Here is a 23,627-nt window from a genome sequence, read left to right on the forward strand (position 1 = left end):
CCTTGTTTCATTACACGACCGGTGGAGGCCCACCGGGTTCTTCTCAACTCAGCCGACCCACCATCCGGTGCGTTGGCCGCGATGAAACTGGATTGTCTTTTCCTCGGTATAGTCCTCGACGGCGCGTTTGCCGAGTTCGCGTCCGAGACCGGACTGCTTGTAGCCTCCGAAAGGCAGCTCGGGATAACCTTCCATGAATGTGTTCACCCAGACGGTCCCCGAACGCACCCCACGCGCTATCGACATGCAAGTGTCGATGCTGGCGCTCCACACGCCCGCCGACAAACCATAGGGCGTGTCGTTGGCGATGTGCAACGCCTTTTCAATCGATCCAAAAGTCAGCACCGAGAGCACCGGGCCGAACACTTCCTCGCGCGCAATGGCCATATCCTCGGTGACGCCGCGGATGATGGTGGGATCGAGGTATTGGCCGGCATTGGAGGCCAGCTGATTGCCGCCGCTGTAGACGCTGCTGCCTTCGGCCGCGGCTGCTGCCACGTAACCGGCGACCTTGGCCAAATGGTCGGATGAAATCATCGCGCCGACCTTGGTCTTGTCATCGAGCGGATCGCCGACCGTCACCCTAGCGGTGAGCGCCTTGACGGCGTCGAGAAAATCGTCGGCGATCGCCTCGTGCACGATCAGCCGGCTGCCGGCATTGCAGCATTCGCCGGCATTGAAGAAGCCGCCGAACACCGCCGCGTCGGCGGCCGCCTTGAGGTCGGCGTCGGGGAAAACGATCTGGCCGTTCTTGCCACCGAGTTCCATCGAGACTTTCTTCAGCGACTGCGCGGCCGAGGCCATCGTCATCCTGCCGACGCGGGTCGAACCGGTGAACGACACCATCTCGACCAGCGGATGGCTGACCATCGGGGCGCCGACATCGGCGCCGAGTCCTGCGAGGATGTTGACGACGCCGGCAGGAAGGCCGGCCTGCATCAGGATGTCGCCGAGCACGAAGGTGGAAGCCGAGGTCATTTCGCTCGGCTTGACCACCGCCGTACAGCCGGCGGCGAGCGCGAAGGGCAGTTTCTGGCTGACGATCAGGAAGGGGAAATTCCACGGCGTGATGATCGAGACGACACCGATCGGCTCGCGCAACACGACACCCAGCATGGCATCGCCGAGATTGGCGTAGGATTCGCCATGCAGCGTGCGGGCGAGCGAGGCGGCGTAGCGCCAGATGTCGACGGCGCCGCCGATCTCGCCGCGCGCCTGAGCAATCGGCTTGCCGGATTCCAGCGCGTCGAGCCGGGCGATGTCTTCGAGCCGCGCCTCGATCAAGTCGGCCGCCTTGAGCAGAATCGCGGCACGTTCAGCAGCCTTCATTCGCGGCCATGGGCCCGTTTCGAAAGCTTTGTGCGCAGCCTGCACAGCGGCTTCCACTTCGGCCTCGCCGGCCCGCGCATAGTGCGAGACGGTGAAGCCGTGGCCGGGGCTCTGGCGCGCAATTGTGCGGCCGTCGCGGGCATCGACATGCTTGCCGTCGATCAGCAGCTTGTACGCCTTTGGCGCCGTGGACGCCTCGACCGGCATGGAAATCTTGAGAGGTGCGTTCATGTGTTTCCTCTAGGATCTCGAAAAGGTCGGTTTGTGCTTGGCCTTGAAAGCGCCGACACCGGCCTTGAGATCGCCGGACATCGCGATGAAGCCGCTGGCCAGCGCTTCGGTAGCGGCCGCACTTTCCTCGCCTTCGGCGACAGCGATCATCAGCTTGGCGGCCTCCGTCGCCAGCGGTCCGCGCTCGGCGATCTTTTCGCCCCATGCCCTGGCTTCGCCGTGGGCATTGCCGGTCTCGACCACCCGGTCGACCACACCCAGAGCCAGCGCTTCGGGCGCGAGCAAGATCTCGCCGCCCAGCGCCATGCGACGCACAGTCTGCGCACCGAAACGGCGCACCGCGCGCTGCGTGCCGGACCAGCCGGGCACCACGCCGATCGAGGTTTCGGGGAAGCCCAATTTCACCTGTGTTTCCGCGACGCGGAAATCACAGGCCACAGCCAGTTCCAGCCCGCCGCCCAGCGCATGGCCGGACAGGACCGCGATGGTCGGCTGCCGCAGCCGCGCCAGCCGGTCGAACACCCGGTGGCCGTAGCGCACCCATTGCACCTGGAAATCGGCCGCGCTCATCTGCGCCCAGGCCTCGACATCACCGCCGGCGCAAAAGCCCTTGCCCTCCCCGCGCAGCAGGACGACACGCACGCCCTCGGCCAACTCGGCCGCGTCGAGCGCCGTCTCCAGCGCCCGCAGCATCGGGATGTCGAGCGCGTTGAATTTTTCCGGCCGGCGCAGCGTGACGGTGCCGATGGCGCCATGCTGCTCGAAGGTAACGAGACGTTCAGCCATGCGCGCCTCCGAGCGAGGCGCCGCCATTCAGCGACAGGCCTATCGGCTGGTCCAGGTAGAGCGCCTCTGGTGTCGTCTTGAGGTCCTTGGCGACGCCGAGCGGGATCTCTGCCTGCGCCAGCACATCGCGCTGCAGATCGATGCCCGGGGCGAGTTCGGTGACGACCAGACCTTCCGGCGTCAGCTTCATCACGCAGCGCTCGGTGACATAGGTGATGTCCTGCCCCTGCGCGACCGCCCGCTTGCCCGAAAACGAGATGTGCTCGACCTCCGCGACGACCTTCTTGATCTTGCCCTCCTGGTCGATGCGGATGCCGCCATCGGCCAATGAGAGCTTGGCGCCAGCGTTGAAAAAGCCGGAGAAGACAATCTTCTTCGCCCGTGCGGTGATGTCGACAAAGCCGCCTGCGCCGGCTGTCACATGCGGCCGCGCCGAAAGCTTCGAGACGTTGACCGAGCCATGACGGTCGATCTGCAGGAAGGACAGCAGTGACGCATCGAAGCCGCCGGCTTGGAAATAGATGAACTGGTGCGGCGAGGGCATGAAGGCGTCGGCATTCGACGAGCAGCCGAACTTGAAGTCGAGCAGCGGCACGCCGCCGACCGCGCCCTGTTCGATGACCCAGGTGACCTTGCCGTGCTGGCCTTCCTCGAGAAGGATGCGCGGCACATTGGCCGAAATGCCGAAGCCGATGTTGACGGCCATGCCGTCGCGCAATTCCATGGCGACGCGGCGCGCGATCACCTTCTGGATATTCATCTCCGCGTTGCGGAAACTCGACAGCGGCCGGAAGATCTCGCCCGAGATTGCCGGATCGTAAGGCGTCAGCGTCGTCTGCAACTGGTCGGGCGCGACGACGATATGGTCGACCAGCACGCCGGGCACGCGTACGTCATGCGGCTTCAGCGTGCCGTTCTCGACGACGCGCTTGACCTGCGCGATGACGATGCCGCCATTGTTGCGGGCAGCAAGCGCCTGCTCCAGCCCGCCGAGATAGGCGCCCTCATGCTCGTAGGTGAGGTTGCCGCGCTCGTCCGCCGTGGTGGCGCGGATGATCGAGACATCCGGCACGATGGAGCGGAAATAGAGCCATTCCTCGCCGTCGAACTGCTGCACGGAAACGATCGGCTCGCTGGCGGCGGCGTTCATGGCGCAGCCTTGGTGGCGGGGATCGGCGAAGGTGTCGAGACCGACCTTGGTCAGCACGCCCGGCCGCTTGGCGGCAGCCTCGCGGTGCATATCGAACAGGATGCCGGACGGCACGTTGTAGGCGGCGACCGAATTGTCGCCGATCATCTTCCAGATCTGCGGCGGTTCGGAAGAGGAGGGGCCGGACGGATAGGAACCGCACAAAGTCCGCTTCAGCAGGCCGGGCTTGGCCAGATGGTCGATACCCCTGACGCCATACATGTCGCCCGCGGCGATCGGATGCAGCGTGGTGATGTTCTCCGGATGGCCTTCTCCATCGAAGCGCTCGCCGATCGCGGCCAGCACGGCGTCAGGGCAGCCGAGGCCGCTCGACGAGGACACCGACACGACCATGCCGTCCTTGATAAGGCCGGCGGCTTCAGTTGCGGAAACGACCTTGCTCAATTCATGCTCCCGAGTTTCGGGTCGATCTTGACGGCCTTGCCGGAACTTGCCGATTGCAGCGCTGCTTCGGCAGCGGTCAGCGACCAGATGCCGTCCTCGCCGGTTGCGGCAGGCCGGCCCTCGCCACGGATCGCGGTGTGGAACTGGCGCACGGAGCGCGCATAAAGATCCTCGCGGTCGAAGCTCAATTCCTCTTCGCCTGCTGCCGTGCGCAGCAGCACCGAGCCGATCGGCTTCTGAGTCATCACGTTGCTGGCGATCAGCGACCCTTCCGAACCGTGCACCTCGAAGCCGGTGCCGGCGAATTTGGTGGCGAAGCCCTCATGCGACTGCGCAATGACGCCCGATTTGAAGCGCCAGATGCACATGGCGCCATCCTCCAGCCCGCTGCCGGCCATGCCGGCCGACTGCGTGAAGCAGGAAACCTCGACCGGATCGTCGCCGAGCACGAAGCGCAGCGTGTCGGCATCATGCACGGTGATGTCGAGCACCACGCCGCCGCCCGCTTCGGGTTTGGTGATGCGCCAGCCCTGCAGATTCTCAGGCAGATAGACGGAATGGAAGACGCGCGCGGCAATCGGCTTGCCGATGCGGCCGGCGGCGATCGCCTCGCGCATGGTGCGGTGCGCGCCGGCGTTGCGCAGATGATGGTTGGTGCCGAGCACGACGCCGGCGGCCTTGGCGGCGGCAACCATCTTGCGGGCGTCGCTGCTGGTCAGCGCCAGCGGCTTTTCACACAGCACGTGCTTTCCCGCCCTGACGGCGGCGATCGCCTGCTCGAGGTGCAATTCATTGGTGGTCGAGATGTAGACGGCGTCGATATCGGCGCCGAGCAGGCCATCAAGCGTCGAAACGGCAAGCGGAATGTTGTTTTCCCCGGCATAGGCGGTGGCGCGCTCGGGGCTGGAACTCATTATTGCCGCGACCTCGCCGTCGCCTTGCGCGCGGATGGCGTTGATCATGAACTGTCTGGCGATCGTGCTGGCGCCGATCAAGCCCCATTTGACGCTCATGTCGCGCTCCTCGAACCTGCGAGGCTGTTTCGGGTGCGGCGATCCGGGCCGCAGCTTTCCCTGACCACGAGATTGACCGCGCCGATATGGTCCTCGGCCCGCGTGGTGCGCGACTGGATCATTTTCAGCATGACATGCGCGGCACGTTCGCCCAGGCCCGCCGAGTCCACCGCGACGCTGGTCAGAGCCGGCATATGATGCTCGGCCTCGGCCACGTCGTCGAAGCCGACGATGGCGAAATCAGCGCCCGGCTCAAGCCCACGCTTGCGCAGCGCCAGCATCGCGCCAAAGGCGACGGCGTCATTAAAGCAGAGTGCCGCGGTCGGCGGTTCAGCCATCGCGAGAGCGGTCTCCAGGCACGCGATACCACCTCTGCGGCTGGTCTCGCCTTCGACGACAAGCGCGTCACCGGCGGCGATGCCCTGCGTCTCACAGGCTTCGCGAAATCCGCCAAGCCGCTCATGATAGACCACCAGATCGGACGAGCCGCCGAAGAAGACCAGCCGGCGATGTCCCTTGCCGATCAGATGAGCGGTGGCGAGATAGGCGCCGCGATGATTGTCCGGCGCGATCACTGGGATGCGGCTTTCCGGCAGCCGGCGCATGGCGAAGACCACAGGCAGGCCCGCCGTTTCGATCCTCCGAAAGGCGCCCGGCGTCGTGCCGCGGGCCGGCGACACGATGAGACCGGCGACACCTTGCTCCATCAGCGATTTCAGCACTTCTTCCTGGCGCACCGGATTTTCAGCCGTGTTGGCGATGAAAGGCACGATCCCGGCCGACTGGAAGACGCGTTCCATGCCGACCGCCAGTTCTGCGAAGAAAGGATTGGTGAGATCGTTGATGACCATGCCGATGACGTTGGAGTGAGCCTTGCGCAGGTTGGCGGCGCCGCGGTTGTAAACGTAACCGACATCTTCGATCGCCTTGCGAACCTTGCTTGCTGTCTCAGGCCGGATCAGCCCGCTGCCCTGGAGCACGAGCGATACCGTCGATTTGGACACGCCTGCTTCACGGGCAATGTCGAATATCGTCGCCTTGGCCCGGCTGGCCATCCAGATGCATCCTCCCAACTTTATGATCGCGTTTTATTGGAACGTTCTAATCATCGGTTGGATCTTGAGTCAACCCCAGATTTTTTCCCGGTCGGGAACGATCGATCGTACGTACTCCAATGCCGTATTGTATAAGGCTTTGTCTGATGCAATGCAGCATTTGCCTGTGAATGAACTCTGAATCCTAAAGGTTCTTGATTTATTGGAACGTTCCATTTATAGGCGCGGGAAAGGGAGAGATCGATGGACATTTCCTTGCCTGGCGAGGATGGCCGCAGTGCCCGCTACGCGCTTGCCGGCCAGCCGGTGCAGCCGGTGATCGGCGCGCGGTTTACGCGCATCGCCTATGCCGCCGCACACGTCGTTGCCGATCCGCTTGCGATGACCGATCCGTGGTCCAGGCCGATGGTCGACTGGGACAGGACGATGGCGTTCCGGCACCATCTGTGGCGGCTAGGCTTTCGCATCGCCGAGGCGATGGACACGTCGCAGCGTGGCATGGGTTTCGACTGGACAAACGCGCAGGAATTGATCCGCCGCTCGATCGCCGAGGCGCGTACCGTCGATGGCGCCGACCTGGCCTCGGGCGCTGGCACCGACCATCTGGCGCCGGCCGCTGCCAAGACGCTCGACGATGTCATCACCGCTTATGAGGAGCAGTTCGGTTTTATCGAAGGGCTGGGCGGCAAGGCGATCATGATGGCCAGCCGGGCGCTCGCGGCGACAGCCAAGGGCCCGGATGACTATGTGCATGTTTACGACCGCATTCTCGGCCAGGCCTCCGGCAAGGTCATCCTGCACTGGCTGGGCGACATGTTCGATCCGGCGCTCAAGGGCTACTGGGGCAGCAGCGATTTCGAGGCCGCGCTCGATACCGTCATCGCCATCATCGAACGCCACGCCGACAAGGTGGCAGGGATAAAAATCTCGCTGCTCGATGCCGGCAAGGAGATCGCGCTCAGGACCCGCCTGCCTGACGGCGTCGTGATGTTCACCGGTGACGACTTCAACTACCCCGAACTGATCGCCGGTGACGAGAAAAGACATTCGCATGCGCTGCTCGGCATTTTCGACGCCATCGCGCCGGTCGCCAATGCCGCCTTGGCGAAACTGGCGGAGAGGAATCGCGCCGGCTATGACGCATTGATGGCGCCGACCGTGCCGCTATCGCGAAAAATCTTCGAGGCGCCGACCGAATATTACAAGGCCGGCATCGTCTTCATGGCCTGGCTGAACGGCCATCAGGACCATTTTGCGATGGTCGGCGGCATGCAATCGGCGCGCAGCATCCGTCACTATGCCGATATTTTCCGCCTTGCCGACCAGGCTGGGTTGCTGGCCGATCCGGACCTGGCGGTTGCCAGGATGAGGAGCCTCTGCGCCGTTGCGGGCGTCTGAGCTGGGACTGTCCCCTCGCGGAACCAATGTCCTGGCTTCTAACCCGGATATCATCTCACGCATGCCCGCTCTGGTCAGTGCCGGGACGGGCGCATTGCGCTCAAGCTCGCCAATGTCTGGATTGGATGGTGGGCGTGACAGGGATTGAACCTGTGACCCCTGCAATGTCAATGCAGTGCTCTCCCGCTGAGCTACACGCCCATCCGAAGCCGCGCATACACCATTTTTGATCCAGCGCGTCAATAGCAGGAAAAAGGAAAGAAGGCGTCGTCTCGCCGCAGTGGCGAAGAGGTGCGGCGCCTCGCTTGGAAAGCGGCTCAGGCCGCCTGAAGCATCTTCTCGACCTCGTTGACGAGATCGCGCAGATGGAATGGCTTCGACAACACCTTGGCGTCTTTCGGCGCCTTGGAATCCGGGTTCAGCGCAACGGCGGCGAAACCGGTGATGAACATGACTTTCAAATCAGGATCGATCTCGGTAGCGCGGCGTGCCAGCTCGATGCCGTCCATCTCCGGCATGACGATGTCAGTCAACAGCAGCGAGAACGGCTCCTCGCGCAGCCGCTCATAGGCGCTGGCGCCATTGTCGAAATCGCTGACCTGGTAACCGGCGCGCTCCAGCGCCTTGACGAGGAACCGACGCATATCGTCGTCGTCTTCCGCCAGAAGAATGCGTGCCATGATGTCCCGTCCGAATCACCCGCCCGAGATTGCCGTTGGGCAAGCCCGTTAACCATCCTGTATATGAGGAGGTGAGGGTAAACATCAAGTGAACGCGGACGGCGATGATCCATATTTGCCCGGCGGCTCGACCCCTGAAATGCTGGACACGCGGCCAGCAAGGTGGCACTTTCACATCATGATGCACTGGTGTTTTCGGGTTCGTTCAAATTGAAGACGGCAGCCGAGGATTTTTCGGTCTTTCCGCCCTTCGAAATCCGGTCGGGCGCCGAGCAGCGCGTCCCCTTCCTCTTCAACTCACCGCATAGCGGCCGCTACTATCCCGAACGCTTCCTGGCCATGGCAAGACTGGATCGCAACGCCATCCGCCGGTCGGAGGACTGCTACGTCGATGAGTTGTTCGGCGGCGCCGTCGCGCTCGGCGCACCGATGCTGGCGGCGAATTTTCCGCGCGCCTATCTCGACGTCAACCGCGAGCCTTGGGAACTCGATCCGCGCATGTTCGCCGAGCCGGTGCCGTCCTTCTGCAACATCCGCTCGGCGCGAGTGGCCGGCGGACTTGGCACCGTGCCGAAACTGGTCGGCGAGGGGCTCGACATCTATCCCGGCCGCTTGCCGCTGGCCGAGGCGGTCGCCCGGATCGAGGCCGTCTACAAGCCTTATCATGAGACGCTGAAGCGGCTTTTGACCAGGACCCATGCGCGTTTCGGCTTTGCCGTGCTGATCGATTGTCATTCGATGCCGGCGAGCATTCGTGTCGGCGACAACGGCTTGCGGCCCGACTTCATCATCGGCGATCGTTTCGGCATCTCGGCCACCACGGCCTTGACCGAGGCCGCGATCGGCCTGCTCACGGCGATGGGCTATGCAGTCGCTCACAACAAACCGTATGCCGGCGGCTTCATCACCGAGCACTACGGTCGCCCGGCGCGCCATCTGCATGCGCTGCAGATCGAGGTCAATCGCGGGCTCTACATGAACGAGCGGACATTCGAGAAGGTCGCCGGCTTCGACGCTCTGGCCGACGATTTGACGCGATTTTCAGCCGACCTGATGTCGATGCCCGACCATCATTTCGTCGACCTGCCGCTGGCTGCGGAGTGAAATTCGCCTTGTTGGTGCATGTCATTGGCGCAAAGCCGCTGACATGCCTCGGAAATCCCGGCGTAAAAAAAGACCGCATCGTTTGCACGATACGGTCGAAGTCTAGGGAGGAAACGCCCAAGGAGGGCATGGACAGATAAGCTGTCCGAGAACAAGGGTATTGTGCGCTGCACAAATGTCAAGCGACCTTCAGGTTTTTTTAATTCACCGTGATGTGGAAATTGCGTTTCGAAGATGCTTGTGTGACATCCGGGCAACAGATGTCGTCGCGGAAAAATCATCGAACACCCTTGTTTTGGGACAAAATTGTCGGCAGAGCACGGCTCGGGCATGCCGCAATGCGGGAGAATCAGTTGGACATCAGCATCGATTTCATGCGCCGCATCGCGCAGGCGGCGGCGGCGGAGACCTTGCCGCGCTTTCGCAGCCAAGGCGCTGTCGCCAACAAGGAAATGGGCAGTTTCGACCCGGTCACCGAGGCCGATCGCGAGGCCGAGCGCGCTATCCGGACGCTGATATCGGCGCAATATCCCGACCATGGCATTCTCGGTGAGGAGCACGGCAGCGAGAACATTTCGAGCCGGCATGTCTGGGTGATCGACCCGATCGATGGCACGCGCGCCTTCATTTCCGGGCTGCCGGTGTGGGGGACGCTGGTCGGGTTCACCGTCGACGGAGACGCCGTTGCCGGCATGATGTCTCAACCCTTCACCGGTGAACTGTTCTACGCCAACGCCTCGGGTTCTCACTATGAGGGTCCAGGTGGCTCGCGAAAACTGACAACCCGCAAGACGACGAAGCTGGCCGAGGCGACGCTGTTCACAACCACGCCGGCACTGTTCAAAGGCGAGGCGCGCAATCGCTACGACCAGTTCGAAAAGCAGATCCAACTCGCTCGCTACGGCGCCGATTGCTACGCCTTTGCCATGATAGCCTCAGGAAGCGTCGACATCGTCGCCGATCCGGGCTTGAAGCCTTACGACATCGTCGCGCTGATCCCGATCATCGAGAAGGCAGGCGGCGTCGTCACCACATTCGACGGCGGGCCGGCGGAACAGGGTGGCGATGTGCTGGCAGCGGCGACGCCGGAGCTCCATGCCGCGGCCATGGCCGCCTTACGCGGCTGACCGCTTCACGCGACTCTCGAAATTGCCTCAGCGCGTCCTGAACCAGCGATCGGCGCTTCAGGCACTCGGGTCGTCGCTGCCGGGAATGAAGGCATCGAAGGCGGCGAGCAACTGCTCACGGTAGATGTCGGCTTCCTGCAGGATTTCGTGACGGGAACCGTCGATCATCAGCAGCGAACCGAGCCGCAGACGCCTGGCGTAGGCTTCCACGGCCTTGGTCGAAACGACCTGGTCGGCGCCGGCTGCGATTATCAGCAGTGGAATCTGGATCCGAGCCATGAAGTCGGGGTCGCTGACGGCTTCAGAGGCTTTCGCGGCTGCCCGCAGCCAACGGATCGTGGGTCCACCAAGTGCCAGTTGCGGGTACTCTTCGTAGATCCGCGTGTTGCGCCGATAGCGCACCGGGTCGCTCGTCAGCTTGTTGGTCTCGAACGGGGCCGTCACCTTCGGCCGCGGGCCCCAGGCGGCATAGAGCCGGCCGAGGCCGACAGCGCAGAATAACGAACAGACGCGGCGAACCGTCGATATCGAGACCGGCAGGTCGGGCAGCGTCAGGAATGGCGCGATCAGCACCATGCGCCGCACGCGGTTCATCATTGACCGTGCGGCAAGCAGCGTGATCAACGCCCCTGCCGAATGCGCCAGGATGTAGTACGGCCCTCGGCAATCGGGCAGCACGATCTCCTCGAAAAACTGTTCGAGGTCCGCGGTATAGTCGCGGAAGCGCTTGACATAGCCGCGCTGGCGATCGCGGATCAGCCGGTCGGAACCGCCCTGGCCGCGCCAGTCGAGGGTGGCGACGCCAAAGCCGCGATCGGCGAGGTCGCGGATGGTTTCGAAATATTTCTCGATGCACTCGTTACGGCCAGACAGCAGGACCACGGTGCCCTTGATCGGGCGGGCGACCGCGCCGAACAGGCCGTAGCGGATCTTCTTGCCGTCGCGCGTGGTGAAGAAGCCGGCAGAGGCGTTTTCCGGCCGCGGATTGCCCTCAATTTCGTGAAAAAGGCGGTTGTCGTTGAAAAGATCCGTCATTCGGCGCTTCGTGCTTGGCGTCTCGCATGCCTGCCTGTGCCGGCCGGCTCTGCTAAGGTGATAGACGCCCATGCGCCAAAAGCAAAGCAATTCACGGCAACGGAGGCTGTAACGGGGAAGGCCGGAAGCCGCTTGAAAGCATGCTTCCGGCCCCTGTCGATCCGGGAGGAAGGGACGTTGACACCCGGTCGGCCTCGTCGCGGTGCCTGTCGGCGCCGCCAGTCCTTGATCCTGGAATGCACTTTAGCGCCGGCTGTCTGAACGCGCGCCGAAGCGCCGGTTCATCTGCCGTTCATCAAGGCATCAGCCACACGGTTTTTTGCCGCCGGATGTAATCTTGAAATGCATTCGATTGCTCCCCAAATGTCTGATGCGGCCGCCAATGTTGGGGTCGCTGGTCCAGCCGAAATGCCGCTCAAGGGTTTCGCACCGGCCATACGCAAACCATGTTGCTCAACAGGAGAACACCCCATGCGTCACGTTGATTTTTCCCCGCTTTATCGTTCGACCGTCGGCTTCGACCGTCTCTTCACCATGCTCGATTCGCTTGCGCAGCCGGATGGCGCGCAGACCTATCCACCCTATAACATCGAGCGTACCGGCGAGGATTCCTATCGCATCTCGATGGCGGTTGCCGGCTTCTCGGACGAGGAAATCTCGATCGAAGCCCATCGGAATGTGTTGACCGTGAAGGGTGAGCGCAAGGACGAAGGCACCGGCGAAGGGTCCGAACTGCTCTATCGCGGTATCGCCTCGAGGGCTTTCGAGCGCCGCTTCCAGCTTGCCGATCACGTCGAAGTCGTCGGCGCCGCGCTGAAGAACGGCCTGCTCTTCGTCGATCTCAAGCGCAACATTCCCGAGGAACTGAAGCCCCGCAAGATCGCGATCACCTCGGCTCCGGCCAAGGCCAAGCAGATCGAGGCCAAAACCGCCAATTAAACCTGCAGCCTCCCAAGGCAAAGGCGGCGCTGAAAGGCGTCGCCTTTTTTTGTATCAGTTCGCTCGACGAGAGGCCGGAACTGCGTAGTCTTTGACTTGAGGGTGATCGCGCTCGCCGGATGGGGCGACCAAAGGATTTCGCGGGAAACGAGCGCGATTGTTACTTTAGCGTTATCTAAATAAGTAATCCCTTTTTAACCAACATATTTAGCTCGGCCAGTCCACAGGCCCCGGAGGCTCCAACGCCCGTTTCACCTTCTCTCCGGAACCATCGAAAAAGGACTCTCGACGAATGTGGCGAAGAAAAACGGCAGCGTGCCTGGCGATCCTGGCGCTTCTCGGCGCCGAGGCACGCGCGACGACGACGACATTAAACATGACCGTGCAGATGACAATCACCGCATCCTGCACCATTGGCAGCGCATCGACGCTGAACTTCGGCTCATCGGGCCTCATTGCAGCCAATGTCGACCAGACATCGACGGTTCAGGTTCAATGCACGAACACGACCCCCTATAATATTGGTTTGGACGCCGGCACTGGATCGGGCGCGACGGTTGCCGCGCGCAAGATGACCAATGGCGCCGCCACTGTCACCTATTCTCTTTACAGCGACAGCGGCAGAACGACCGTCTGGGGAAACACAATAGGAAGCAATACGGTCTCTTCGACGGGTACCGGATCTTCACAAAGCTTTACCGTGTATGGACGCGTGCCAGCGCAATCAACACCTGCGCCAGCCCTTTACACAGATACGGTGACGGTCACGGTCACTTACTAGGTCTGCCGCATCGACGGTCGACGCCCGGGGGTGCAAATGAATTTGGCAAGGCTGACTTTGGCTTTGATGGGAGCATTGTTGTTCGGCGGTGCGCAGGCGCACGCGGAATCGCTTCAAGTGCAGCCTGCTCTCGTCGATGTCGTCGCTCCCGGCGCGGCGTCGACGATCACGCTGCGCAATGACGGGCAGACGCCAAGCAACGTGCAGATTCGTGTTTTTCGCTGGTCGCAAGCTGATGGCCAGGAGAGCCTGCTGCCCACGCAAGATGTGGTCGCCTCTCCTCCGGGCGCTACACTTCAGCCGGGCGCCGACTATGTGGTTCGCATCGTGCGCGTGGCGAAGCGGCCGATTGCCTCTGAGGAGGCCTATCGCCTCCTTGTCGACGAGCTTCCGGACGCCAGCCGGGCCAAGACCGGCACGGTTAGATTGTTGGTTCGCCACTCGATCCCGGTCTTCTTCAGTTCGCCGGAAAGAACGCCGCCGGCCGTGGACTGGACCGTATCGAAGCAGGACGGCAGGCTGATCGTGGCGGCCCACAACAAAGGCGGTACACGCTTGCGTGTCTCCGCACTCTCGTTGCGCGACGCGGGCGGACACAAGATCTCGTTCGGGGGAGGGCTCGTCGGCTATGCGCTCGGTCAGTCGACCATGCGATGGACGGCGCCGGCTGGCGGGCGCAAATTCGCCGCGAAGGGATCGATCTCGATCGCTGGTCAGGGAAATGATGGCGCGATCGAGGCCATAGCGCCGGTTGTCGCCGCGCCGTGAATCCGGCTTGCTTGCTGGCCATGTCGATCCTGATCGCTGCACTGACGCAGTCCAATCAGGCAGCCGGAGCGGTCCAGCAGCTTCAACTCGAAGTCTTCATCAACGACGCTCCAACCAATCAGATCGCGGCATTCATTTCTACCGACGGGCAGCATATCGGCGCCACGCCTGATGAGCTGCAGGCATTGGGGCTGGATCTGGGCAAGGGTCGATCCACCGCCACAACCATCATGCTCGACGGTGTCCAGGGCCTGACTTACCGCTACGAGGCGGCGCAGCAGCGTATTTTCCTGACCGTAGGTAACGGCCTGCGCGGGACGATATCCTATGACGCCGCGCCCGATCGCGAGGCATCGCCTGACGTTCACGCGGGGTTTGGCGGCGTCCTCAACTACAATCTGTTCGCGGCGTCACGACAGGAGCCGGACGCAAGCGGCTTCTCCTTCAGCGGCGTGTCCGCAACCCTGGACGCCAGGGCATTTTCGCCGGTCGGCACGTTCAGTCAGTCGGCGATCATGCGGCTGACGGACAACGGACGGACCGATGCGCTGAGGCTCGACACCGCCTATACTTATTCCGACCCGGCGAAGCTGGTGACGTATCAGGCTGGCGATGTCATCTCCGGTGGTTTCGCCTGGACCAGGCCGATCCGCGTCGGCGGGCTTCAGGTGCGCCGCAATTTCGGGCTTCGCGCCGACCTGATCACGCAGCCGCTGGCCTCGGTGAGCGGCAGCGCGGCGGTGCCGTCGACGGTCGACGTCTACGTCAACGACTTGAAAACCTATTCACACCCAGTCGACACGGGTCCGTTCCAGATCACCGACATTCCCGTCACCACGGGCGGCGGGCAGGCACTTGTCGTGCTGCGCGATGCCGCCGGCCATGAAACGCGCACGAGCGTACCGTTCTACGCCTCACCCAGTTTGCTGAGACCGGGCCTCTTCGACTTTTCGCTGGAGGGGGGCCTGCCAAGGCTCGGGTATGCGACGACGTCGGATGCCTACGCCGTCAATCAGCCCGTCGTGTCGGCAAGCCTGAGAAAAGGCATCTACGACTGGTTGACGCTGGAGAGCCATGCGGAGGCCGGCAAGGATCTGGTCAATGGCGGAATAGGCATGGCGATGCGAACCGGCTCGCTTGGCGTCGCCTCGTTCGCGCTGGCCGGCAGTCATGGCCGGGCCGGCAACGGCCTGCAGGCCTATGCTTCCTACGAGATCAGGATCGGAACCCTCAGCGTCAATGCCAGCTTGCGGATGACCCTCGGCTCCTATGACGATCTCGCCTCGGTGACCGACCGGCTTCAGGATAGCGAAGCGCCCAGTCACGTGTTCTTCAATCTATCGTCGTTCGATCCGGAAGCTACGGACGCGGTGGCCAGATCCAGGCCGCCGAAGAGAGTGAACAGCATTTCCGTCGGAACGCCACTGTCCTTCGACAGCGGCAGCGTCAGCGCAAGCTACATCGACCTGACATCGGCCGACGGCGAGAGCTCCAGGGTCGTCACCGCGTCCTATTCGCGCACGCTGCCTTTCGGTTACCTCAACGCCACGGCCTTCGCCGAGCTTGGCGGGCGAAGGAGCGCCGGTCTCTTCGCCGGACTGTCGATGCCGATCGGCGGCGATGCAATGGCATCGACGGCTGTCTCGGCCGGCAAGGACGGGCTCGACATGATTGCCGACGTGAGCAAGCCGCTCGGCGAGGAACCGGGCAGCGTTGGCTGGCGGACCAGCCTTAGCCAGGGCGGATCCGCTGAGGGCTCCGCAGCGATTGCCTATCGCTCTTCCCATGGCCGTGCCGATGCCGCCGTCGGCCGTTCAATCTCGGGCACCACGGCGACAGCCCAGTTCGATGGGGCAATCGCAACGATGGGATCCGGCGTCTTCCTGACGGACCGCATCGACGACAGTTTCGCCGTCGTCGAAACAGGCGTGCCCGATGTCGGCGTGTTGTACGAGAATCGACCGGTGGGGGTTACGGATGGCAAGGGCCGGCTGCTGGTGCCGGGCCTGCGCTCCTATCAGAAAAACAGAATCGCCATCGATACCACCAACCTGCCGATCGATGCCGATGTATCCACAACGCAGGATGTCATCGCGCCGGCCGACCGGGCCGGTGTACGGGCCGATTTCCGGATTCGCACGAATGTGGACGCCGCAGTCCTGGTCCTGTCAGGCCCGGACGGACAGCCGCTCATGGCGGGGTCGCACGGCACGATCAACGGCAAGCAGGACTTCGTCATCGGCTATGACGGGCGTGCCTATGTCGAGGGGCTGGCGCGCAAGAACACTGTCGTGGCCGAAACCGCCAGCGGTACGTGCAGTGCTGCGTTCAACTATACGCCGAAGACAAACGCGCAAGTGGTCGTCGAGATTTCCTGCCGTTGATGCCGGCGGTCGCCGGATGTCAGTAGGTGACGGTGACGACGACCGTGTCGGTGTAAGTTCCTGGCGCGGGGGTCGTCTGTGCGGGCGCCTCGGCATATACGGTGTAGGGCTGGTCCAACCCGGTGCCGGTGCCGCTGGCGGTGTCGGTGCCGATCGTGTTCCCCCAAACCGTAGCCATGCCGCTGTCGCGGTAAAGCGAATAGCTGACGAGCTTGGTGCCGCTCGTCATCTTCCTGGCGGCGATTGTAGCTCCGGAACCCGTTCCCGCACTGAGTCCGATAGAGTAAGGCGTCGAATTGGTGCAGCGGACGGTGACCGAACCTGTCGAATCGACATTCGACGCCAGTACCCCGACGGAGCCAAAATTCACGTTGGTGGCCGAGACGTTGCAGTTCGCGTTGATTGTCGCGGTCCAGGTGGAGCCGCTTGAGACGGCTTGTCGGCTGCCTGTCGGGCACGCCGTTGCCGTCACGTAGTCGTAGCCAATCGCCGGCGCGGAGGTCATGGTCCAGATGTATGATCCGGGTCCGGCGGTGGTCTGGTTCGCGGCCACCCTGCCATAAACCGTCAGCGTGGCATTGGCGCTACCGGAGAAGCCCATGTTGAGATCGTAAGTCGTTCCGATGGGATGGAGGGCATAGGCCGTCGTGGCCAGGCCCCAGGATCCCCAGATCGTCGTTCGCGCCGCGTCGCTGTAGAGCTCATGCACCAATCGTTGGGTGCCCGACGCCAGCCGGCGATTGCCGGCCGTGTTGGTCTGGCCGGGCGAAAGTTCGACGCACAGGCGCACGGTCGAGAAGATCACGCCCGAGCAGCTGATCGAGAAGGTCGCAGTCGTGTCGTCGACGGCACCACTTAGGATATCGACAGCGCCGTACGACCCGCTGACGGCCGTGACGGAGCAGCTCTGGGACCAAGCCCCTTGCAAGCTGGAGACGAGAAATATCGTGACCAGCACTGCCCGTAGCCGCACTGTCCAGTGTAGCGCACGGCGTAGCGGTCTCCCGAAACCCGATCCCTTGCCAACCATTATGTCTGCCTATCACGGCCCAGGCTAATTCGAAACGGGCTCCGAGCTCTTTCGGGAGAAACCTATCAGGCGAGCATGAGGCCAAACCGGTCGACGTCTTCCGCGGTCGTCGCGAAGCTGGTGACGAAGCGATAGAGCAGCTCGTCCTCACTGATGTGGCCGTCAAAGCCATGTGGCCTGTGCCAGTCGTAGAAGGCAGCGCCGGCTGCCTGCAGCCTTTCGGCCTCGGCTTTCTTGATCACTGCGAACACCTCATTTGCCTGCGGCAACCATGCCAGCTTGGCCGTGGCCGAATCCTCGATCGCCGCAGCAAGGCGCGCGGCCATGGCGTTGGCGTGGCGGGCGGTGTCCAGCCACAATCCGTCCTTGAAATAGGCCTCGAACTGCGCGGCGACGAAGCGCGATTTCGAAAACAGCTGGGCGGCGCGTTTACGCAGGAAGGCCAATTCCTTGGCGCGATCAAGATCGAACAACACGATTGCCTCGGCGCACCAGCAGCCGTTCTTTGTGCCGCCGAAGGAGAGGATGTCGACGCCGCGTTTCCAAGTCATTTCGGCAGGCGTGGTGTCGAGCGCGACCAGCGCGTTGGCAAAGCGGGCGCCATCCATGTGCAGGGGCACCGAATGTTGTTTGGCGATCGCCGAGATCGTCTCGATTTCATTCAGCCCGTAGACGGTGCCGACCTCGGTCGACTGGGTGATCGAAACAGCCATCGGCCGTCCCCAATGGACGATTTCGGGCGCAAAACGGCCGATGGTCCGTTCCAGATTGTGCGGGTCGACCTTGCCAAGCGCGCCGTCGATCTCATGCAGGCGCGAACCGCCGGAAAAATATGACGGCGCGCCGCATTCGTCCTCGATGACATGCGATTCGCGGTGGGCGAAGGAGATGCCGCCAGGCTTGTTATAGGCGGTCAGCGCCAGAGAGTTGGCGGCAGTGCCGGTTGCGACGAAGAACACCGCGACCTCTCGTTCGAAGATCTCATTGAAGCGCTGATAGACGGCTTGGTCGAGTGCACCGTCGCCATAGGCGGTGGAATAGCCCCCCGCATTGGCCGACAGGCCAGCAACGATATTGGGATGGGCGCCTGCCCAATTGTCGGAAGCGAAGAACATTCATCTGCCTATGTCTAGGGAAATCGGGTTTTGGGGAAGTCAGCCTGAAGTTGACCGGTTTCGCATGCTGATCGCAAGGGGGCCGGGCGCCGAAAAATCGGTAAAGCCAGCCAGCCGACAGAAGAGAGATTGGCGACTAAACCTTACGTTTCTCCCCGGCTTCACGTAATTTTCTGTCGCAAGAGGCCCAAGTTTTTTGTGAATCGGTCTTGTATGCGTCCGGGATTTCTGTCATAAAAATTTAGGACAGTAGTGCTGTCTTATTTTGTCGCACAAAACGAGCTGGATTGGCGTATCATTTGGGCCTCTCCGGCTGTTGCTGCGAGCGACAGATGGACGGCCCCGATTTGGCCTGTACGAATACGAACCATGCGGAAAGCCGCCTGGTCCGATAAGAATTTCGCAAGACGTGCCGCAAGGATCAGGGTGAGCCAAGCGCTTGCCGAGGCAAACCAGCGCCCGAGGGGCTGGGAACGGAGGACAGGAGATGACGGACATGACGCAATCTGCGACGAACGGCCAGGCCGCGCAGACGAAAGCGGCAACCGTCAAAAATACGTCCCTCACCAACATCGGCCGATCCAACTTTGGTCGCACCGTCAACGGCTTTTCCGCCCGAGGTCTCTACGACCCGCGTAACGAGCATGACGCCTGCGGCGTCGGCTTCATCGTCAACATGAAGAGCGTGAAGTCGCATCAGATCGTCAAGGACGGACTTGCCGTGCTCGAAAACCTGACGCATCGCGGCGCCGTCGGCTCAGATCCCTTGGTCGGCGATGGCGCCGGCGTGCTGGTGCAGCTTCCCGATCGTTTCTTCCGCGAGGAAATGGCGGACCAGGGCATCGACCTGCCACCGGCGGGCCAGTACGGCGTCGGACACTGGTTCATGCCGCAGGATGCGGCACTTCGCGCCCATGTCGAGGACATCATTGCCGAATCGGCGCAATCCGAGGGGCTTCCGCTCATCGGTTTCCGTGACGTGCCCGTCGACAATTCGTCACTGTCGAAGGCGGCTGATATCGTGGCATCGGAGCCGTTCCATCGGCAGATATTCATCGGCCGCACGCCAGACATTACCGACGACGAGGAGTATGAGGCCAGGCTCTATCTGCTGCGCAAGGTCATATCCGGCCGGATCTATGCCGAGAACGACAACAAGGACATCGGCGCCTATTGCGTGTCGCTGTCGGCGCGCACCATCGTCTACAAGGGCATGTTCCTGGCCTATCAGGTCGGTGCCTATTACAAGGACCTCAAGGATACGCGCTTCGAGACCGCGCTGATCCTCGTCCACCAGCGCTTCTCGACCAATACGTTCCCGTCGTGGAAGCTGGCGCATCCCTATCGCATGGTCGCCCACAATGGCGAGATCAACACCGTGCGCGGCAACAACAACTGGATGGCAGCGCGGCAGGCTTCGGTCGATTCCGAACTGTTCGGCAACAACATCTCGAAGCTTTGGCCGATCTCCTATGACGGTCAGTCCGACACCGCCTGCTTCGACAATGCGCTCGAGTTCCTGTTCCAGGGCGGGTATAGTCTCAGCCACGCCATGATGATGCTGATCCCGGAAGCCTGGGCCGGCAACAAGCTGATGGATGCCGACCGCAAGGCCTTCTACGAATACCATGCGGCCCTTATGGAGCCGTGGGACGGACCGGCGGCGGTCGTCTTCACCGATGGCCGCCAGATTGGCGCTACGCTCGACCGCAACGGATTGCGCCCGGCGCGCTACATCGTCACCGACGACGACCGCGTCATCATGGCCTCGGAAGCCGGCGTGCTGCCGGTGCCGGAGGAGAAGATCGTCAAGAAGTGGCGGCTGCAGCCCGGCCGCATGCTTCTCATCGACCTGGAGAAGGGGCGCATCGTCTCCGACGAGGAGCTCAAGTCGGAAATCGCGGCCAAGCATCCCTACAAGACCTGGCTCGCCAACACGCAGCTCATCCTGGAAGATCTGAAGCCGGTCGAGCCGCGCGAACTGCGTAGGGACGTCAGCCTGCTCGATCGCCAGCAGGCGTTCGGCTACAGCCAGGAAGATACCAAGCTGTTGATGTCGCCAATGGCGACGACGGGCCAGGAAGCGGTGGGCTCGATGGGTACCGACACGCCGATCTCGGCCATGTCGGACAAGTCGAAGCTGCTCTACACCTATTTCAAGCAGAACTTCGCCCAGGTCACCAACCCGCCGATCGATCCGATCCGCGAGGAACTGGTGATGAGCCTGGTGTCCTTCATCGGACCGCGGCCCAACATCTTCGACCTGGTCGGCAATTCGCGCCGCAAGCGGCTCGAAGTGCGCCAGCCGATCCTGACCAATGGCGATCTCGAAAAGATCCGCTCCATCGGCCACACCGAGGACCGCTTCGACACCAAGACGATCGACATCACCTATGGCTCCGCCGAAGGGGCGGCAGGCATGCAAGGCGCGATCGACCGCCTGTGCGAGCGGGCGGAGGCGGCGGTCGCCGGCGGCTACAACATCATCATCCTGTCCGACCGCCAGGTCGGGCCGGACCGCATCGCCATCCCGGCGCTTTTGGCGACGGCCGCGGTCCATCATCACCTGATCCGCAAGGGGTTGCGCACCTCGGTCGGCCTCGTCGTCGAATCCGGCGAGCCGCGCGAGGTGCATCATTTCTGCTGCCTTGCCGGCTATGGCGCCGAGGCGATCAACCCGTATCTCGCCTTCGACACGCTGCTCGACATGCACAAGCGTGGCGAACTGCCGAAGGAAGTGGACGCCTACGAAGTCGTCTCGCGCTACATCAAGTCGATCGGTAAGGGTATTCTCAAGGTGATGTCCAAGATGGGCATTTCGACCTACCAGTCCTATTGCGGCGCCCAGATATTCGACGCCGTCGGGCTGAAGACCGATTTCGTGCAGCGATATTTCACCGGCACCGCTACGCTGATCGAAGGTGTCGGGCTGGACGAGATCGCGACCGAGACGCTCAGCCGCCACAATGACGGTTTCGGCAACGACCCGGTGCTGCGCAACAGCCTCGAGGTCGGCGGCGAATACATGTTCCGCATGCGCGGCGAGGCGCATATGTGGTCGCCCGACGCGGTCGCCACATTGCAGCACGCCGTGCGCCAGGGATCGTGGGAGACGTTCAAGGACTATTCCGCCCAGATCGACAGCGAGACGGCCCGCGCACAGGCCATTCGCGGCCTGTTCAGGATCAAGCTGGCCGAGGAAACCGGCCGCAAGAAGGTCGCGCTCGACGACGTCATGCCGGCGGCCGACATCGTCAAGCGCTTCTCGACCGGGGCGATGTCGTTCGGCTCGATCTCGCGCGAAGCGCACACGACGCTGGCGCGTGCCATGAATCAGATCGGTGGCAAGTCGAACACCGGCGAGGGCGGCGAGGAGGCCGACCGCTATCTGCCGTTGCCTGGCGGCGGCAAGAATCCCGAACGCTCGGCGATCAAGCAGGTCGCCTCGGGTCGTTTTGGCGTCACGGCCGAATATCTCGTCAATTCCGACATGATGCAAATCAAGGTGGCGCAGGGCGCCAAGCCCGGCGAGGGCGGCCAGCTGCCCGGCCACAAGGTCGATGCCACCATCGCCAAGGTCAGGCATTCGACGCCGGGCGTCGGCCTGATCTCGCCGCCGCCGCATCACGACATCTATTCGATCGAGGATCTGGCGCAGCTGATCTACGACTTGAAGAACGTCAATCCGGCGGCCGACGTGTCGGTCAAACTGGTGTCGGAAGTCGGCGTCGGCACGGTTGCGGCGGGCGTGGCCAAGGCGCGCGCCGACCACATCACCATCTCGGGCTATGATGGCGGTACCGGCGCCTCGCCGCTGACCTCGCTCAAGCATGCCGGCAGCCCGTGGGAAATGGGTCTCGCCGAGACGCACCAGACGCTGGTTTTGAACGGCTTGCGGTCACGCGTTGCGCTGCAGGTCGACGGCGGCTTGCGCACCGGGCGCGACGTCATCGTCGGCGCGCTGCTCGGCGCCGACGAGTTCGGCTTCTCGACCGCGCCGCTGATCGCGGCCGGCTGCATCATGATGCGCAAGTGCCATCTCAACACCTGCCCGGTCGGCGTCGCGACGCAGGATCCGGTGCTGCGCAAGCGCTTCAAGGGCACGCCTGAGCATGTCATCAACTTCTTCTTCTACGTTGCGGAAGAGGTCCGCGGTCTGCTCGCCGAGATGGGCTACACCCATATCGACCAGATCATCGGCGACACCGACCTTCTGGAAAAGCGCGACCTGATCGTGCACTGGAAGGCGCGCGGGCTCGACTTCTCGAAGATGTTCTTCAAGCCGGATGCGCCGCATGAAGCGGTGCACTGGACCGAGCGGCAAAAGCATCCGATCGACGACGTGCTCGACCGCAGGCTGATCGAACTGGCCAAGCCGGCGCTCGAAAGCAAGCAGCCGGTCAAGATCGAGGTCGACATCCGAAATGTCGACCGCTCGACCGGCGCCATGCTGTCGGGCGAAGTGGCCAAGCGTTTCAAGCACAAGGGCCTGCGCGAGGACACGATTTCGGTGAAGCTGACCGGCACCGCCGGCCAGTCCTTCGGCGCCTTCCTGGCGCGCGGCATCTCGTTCGAGCTTGTCGGCGCAGGCAACGACTATGTCGGCAAGGGCCTGTCGGGCGGACGCCTCGTCATCCGGCCGCCAGAAGAGGCCAAGATCGTCGCGGCTGACTCCATCATCGTCGGCAATACGGTGCTCTATGGCGCGACCGAGGGCGAGGCCTATTTCGCCGGTGTCGCCGGCGAGCGTTTCGCGGTACGCAATTCGGGCGTGGCGGCTGTCGTCGAAGGCGTCGGCGACCATGGCTGCGAGTACATGACCGGCGGCATCGTCGTCGTCATCGGCCAGACCGGCCGCAACTTCGCCGCCGGCATGTCGGGCGGCGTCGCCTATGTGCTCGACGAAGCGGGTGATTTCGCTGAGCGCTGCAACATGGCGATGGTCGAGCTGGAACCGGTTCCGGAAGAAGACGATTTGATGGAAAGGCTGCTGCATCACGGCGGCGACCTCGACCACAAGGGACGCGTCGACGTGTCAGGCGACATGACCAGCCATGACGAGGAGCGGCTCTATCAGCTGATCTCGAACCATGTGCACTACACTGGTTCGGTGCGCGGTCGCGAGATCCTCGACGACTGGACGACATTCCGGCCGAAATTCCGCAAGATCATGCCGGTCGAATACCGCCGCGCGTTGATCGAGATGGAACGCATGCGCATGGGCGTGGCGGCGGAATAGACTTGAAGTTGCCGGGAGG

General features: G+C 62.8%; 17 protein-coding genes and 1 tRNA gene. 8 read left to right on the forward strand and 10 right to left on the reverse strand.

What is annotated here, in order from left to right:
- Nucleotides 1-48: 48 nt before the first annotated feature.
- Genes NKJ01_RS00845 through NKJ01_RS00865 form a run of 5 tightly spaced genes read right to left on the reverse strand, consistent with a single transcriptional unit; the run spans nucleotide 49 to nucleotide 6,008 of the window.
- Nucleotides 49-1,560, reverse strand: a complete 1,512-nt coding sequence (locus NKJ01_RS00845; protein WP_352725262.1) for an aldehyde dehydrogenase family protein — start codon at nucleotides 1,558-1,560, stop codon at nucleotides 49-51.
- Nucleotides 1,561-1,569: 9 nt separating this feature from the next.
- A complete protein-coding gene (locus tag NKJ01_RS00850; RefSeq protein WP_352725264.1) occupies nucleotides 1,570-2,346 on the reverse strand; it encodes an enoyl-CoA hydratase/isomerase family protein in 777 nt (258 codons plus the stop codon).
- Complete coding sequence (locus tag NKJ01_RS00855) at nucleotides 2,339-3,940, reverse strand: acyl CoA:acetate/3-ketoacid CoA transferase (protein WP_352725266.1); 1,602 nt, start codon at nucleotides 3,938-3,940, stop codon at nucleotides 2,339-2,341. Before NKJ01_RS00855 ends, NKJ01_RS00850 begins: the two co-directional genes overlap by 8 nt.
- Entirely contained in the window at nucleotides 3,937-4,953 is a 1,017-nt protein-coding gene (locus NKJ01_RS00860; protein WP_352725268.1) for a Gfo/Idh/MocA family protein, read from the reverse strand. Before NKJ01_RS00860 ends, NKJ01_RS00855 begins: the two co-directional genes overlap by 4 nt.
- Nucleotides 4,950-6,008, reverse strand: a complete 1,059-nt coding sequence (locus NKJ01_RS00865; RefSeq protein ID WP_352725270.1) for a LacI family DNA-binding transcriptional regulator — start codon at nucleotides 6,006-6,008, stop codon at nucleotides 4,950-4,952. Before NKJ01_RS00865 ends, NKJ01_RS00860 begins: the two co-directional genes overlap by 4 nt.
- 243 nt (nucleotides 6,009-6,251) lie before the next feature.
- Between NKJ01_RS00865 and NKJ01_RS00870 the strand changes: the two genes are divergently transcribed.
- Nucleotides 6,252-7,406 carry a dihydrodipicolinate synthase family protein gene (locus tag NKJ01_RS00870; RefSeq protein WP_352725272.1) on the forward strand — a complete coding sequence of 385 codons (1,155 nt, stop codon included), beginning with the start codon at nucleotides 6,252-6,254 and terminating at the stop codon, nucleotides 7,404-7,406.
- Between the two features lie 126 nt (nucleotides 7,407-7,532).
- Here the strand turns inward: NKJ01_RS00870 and NKJ01_RS00875 are convergent.
- Both NKJ01_RS00875 and cpdR read right to left on the reverse strand, forming a co-directional pair.
- Nucleotides 7,533-7,607 (reverse strand) — tRNA-Val (locus NKJ01_RS00875).
- Nucleotides 7,608-7,723: 116 nt separating this feature from the next.
- A complete protein-coding gene (cpdR, locus tag NKJ01_RS00880; protein ID WP_006199474.1) occupies nucleotides 7,724-8,086 on the reverse strand; it encodes a cell cycle two-component system response regulator CpdR in 363 nt (120 codons plus the stop codon).
- A 162-nt stretch (nucleotides 8,087-8,248) separates the two neighbouring features.
- On the opposite strand from cpdR, the gene NKJ01_RS00885 reads away from it, so the two are divergent.
- Together NKJ01_RS00885 and hisN are read left to right on the forward strand one after the other, a co-directional pair.
- Nucleotides 8,249-9,190, forward strand: a complete 942-nt coding sequence (locus NKJ01_RS00885) for an N-formylglutamate amidohydrolase (protein ID WP_023759723.1) — start codon at nucleotides 8,249-8,251, stop codon at nucleotides 9,188-9,190.
- A 353-nt stretch (nucleotides 9,191-9,543) separates the two neighbouring features.
- Nucleotides 9,544-10,317, forward strand: coding sequence for a histidinol-phosphatase (gene hisN, locus NKJ01_RS00890; protein WP_023759724.1), 774 nt, complete (start codon nucleotides 9,544-9,546; stop codon nucleotides 10,315-10,317).
- A gap of 57 nt (nucleotides 10,318-10,374) precedes the next feature.
- Here hisN and NKJ01_RS00895 read toward each other — a convergent pair whose 3' ends face one another.
- Nucleotides 10,375-11,352, reverse strand: coding sequence for an alpha/beta fold hydrolase (locus NKJ01_RS00895; RefSeq protein WP_352725275.1), 978 nt, complete (start codon nucleotides 11,350-11,352; stop codon nucleotides 10,375-10,377).
- Between the two features lie 471 nt (nucleotides 11,353-11,823).
- On the opposite strand from NKJ01_RS00895, the gene NKJ01_RS00900 reads away from it, so the two are divergent.
- The 4 genes from NKJ01_RS00900 to NKJ01_RS00915 all read left to right on the forward strand — a co-directional run bounded on the left by NKJ01_RS00900 (nucleotide 11,824) and on the right by NKJ01_RS00915 (nucleotide 16,224).
- Nucleotides 11,824-12,291: an Hsp20 family protein gene (locus NKJ01_RS00900; RefSeq protein ID WP_023759726.1), complete on the forward strand. Its 468-nt coding sequence runs from the start codon at nucleotides 11,824-11,826 to the stop codon at nucleotides 12,289-12,291.
- A gap of 292 nt (nucleotides 12,292-12,583) precedes the next feature.
- Nucleotides 12,584-13,072, forward strand: a complete 489-nt coding sequence (locus NKJ01_RS00905) for a Csu type fimbrial protein (RefSeq protein WP_084025440.1) — start codon at nucleotides 12,584-12,586, stop codon at nucleotides 13,070-13,072.
- A 78-nt stretch (nucleotides 13,073-13,150) separates the two neighbouring features.
- Nucleotides 13,151-13,840, forward strand: coding sequence for a fimbrial biogenesis chaperone (locus NKJ01_RS00910; protein WP_352725277.1), 690 nt, complete (start codon nucleotides 13,151-13,153; stop codon nucleotides 13,838-13,840).
- A 20-nt stretch (nucleotides 13,841-13,860) separates the two neighbouring features.
- Complete coding sequence (locus tag NKJ01_RS00915) at nucleotides 13,861-16,224, forward strand: fimbria/pilus outer membrane usher protein (protein WP_352725279.1); 2,364 nt, start codon at nucleotides 13,861-13,863, stop codon at nucleotides 16,222-16,224.
- Nucleotides 16,225-16,243: 19 nt separating this feature from the next.
- Here the strand turns inward: NKJ01_RS00915 and NKJ01_RS00920 are convergent, their stop codons facing one another.
- Both NKJ01_RS00920 and NKJ01_RS00925 read right to left on the reverse strand, forming a co-directional pair.
- Nucleotides 16,244-17,182 (reverse strand): Csu type fimbrial protein, encoded by a 939-nt coding sequence (locus tag NKJ01_RS00920; RefSeq protein ID WP_050589535.1) that lies wholly within the window; start codon nucleotides 17,180-17,182, stop codon nucleotides 16,244-16,246.
- 137 nt (nucleotides 17,183-17,319) lie between these two features.
- Nucleotides 17,320-18,369: a threonine aldolase family protein gene (locus NKJ01_RS00925; protein ID WP_023759731.1), complete on the reverse strand. Its 1,050-nt coding sequence runs from the start codon at nucleotides 18,367-18,369 to the stop codon at nucleotides 17,320-17,322.
- A 487-nt stretch (nucleotides 18,370-18,856) separates the two neighbouring features.
- On the opposite strand from NKJ01_RS00925, the gene gltB reads away from it, so the two are divergent.
- The gene (gene gltB, locus NKJ01_RS00930) at nucleotides 18,857-23,608 is read left to right on the forward strand and encodes a glutamate synthase large subunit (protein WP_352725282.1); all 4,752 of its coding nucleotides are present in this window, start codon (nucleotides 18,857-18,859) and stop codon (nucleotides 23,606-23,608) included.
- The last annotated feature ends 19 nt before the right edge of the window (nucleotides 23,609-23,627 follow it).

Origin of the sequence: Mesorhizobium sp. M0276 (genome assembly GCF_040321755.1) — a bacterium.
GTDB lineage: Bacteria > Pseudomonadota > Alphaproteobacteria > Rhizobiales > Rhizobiaceae > Mesorhizobium.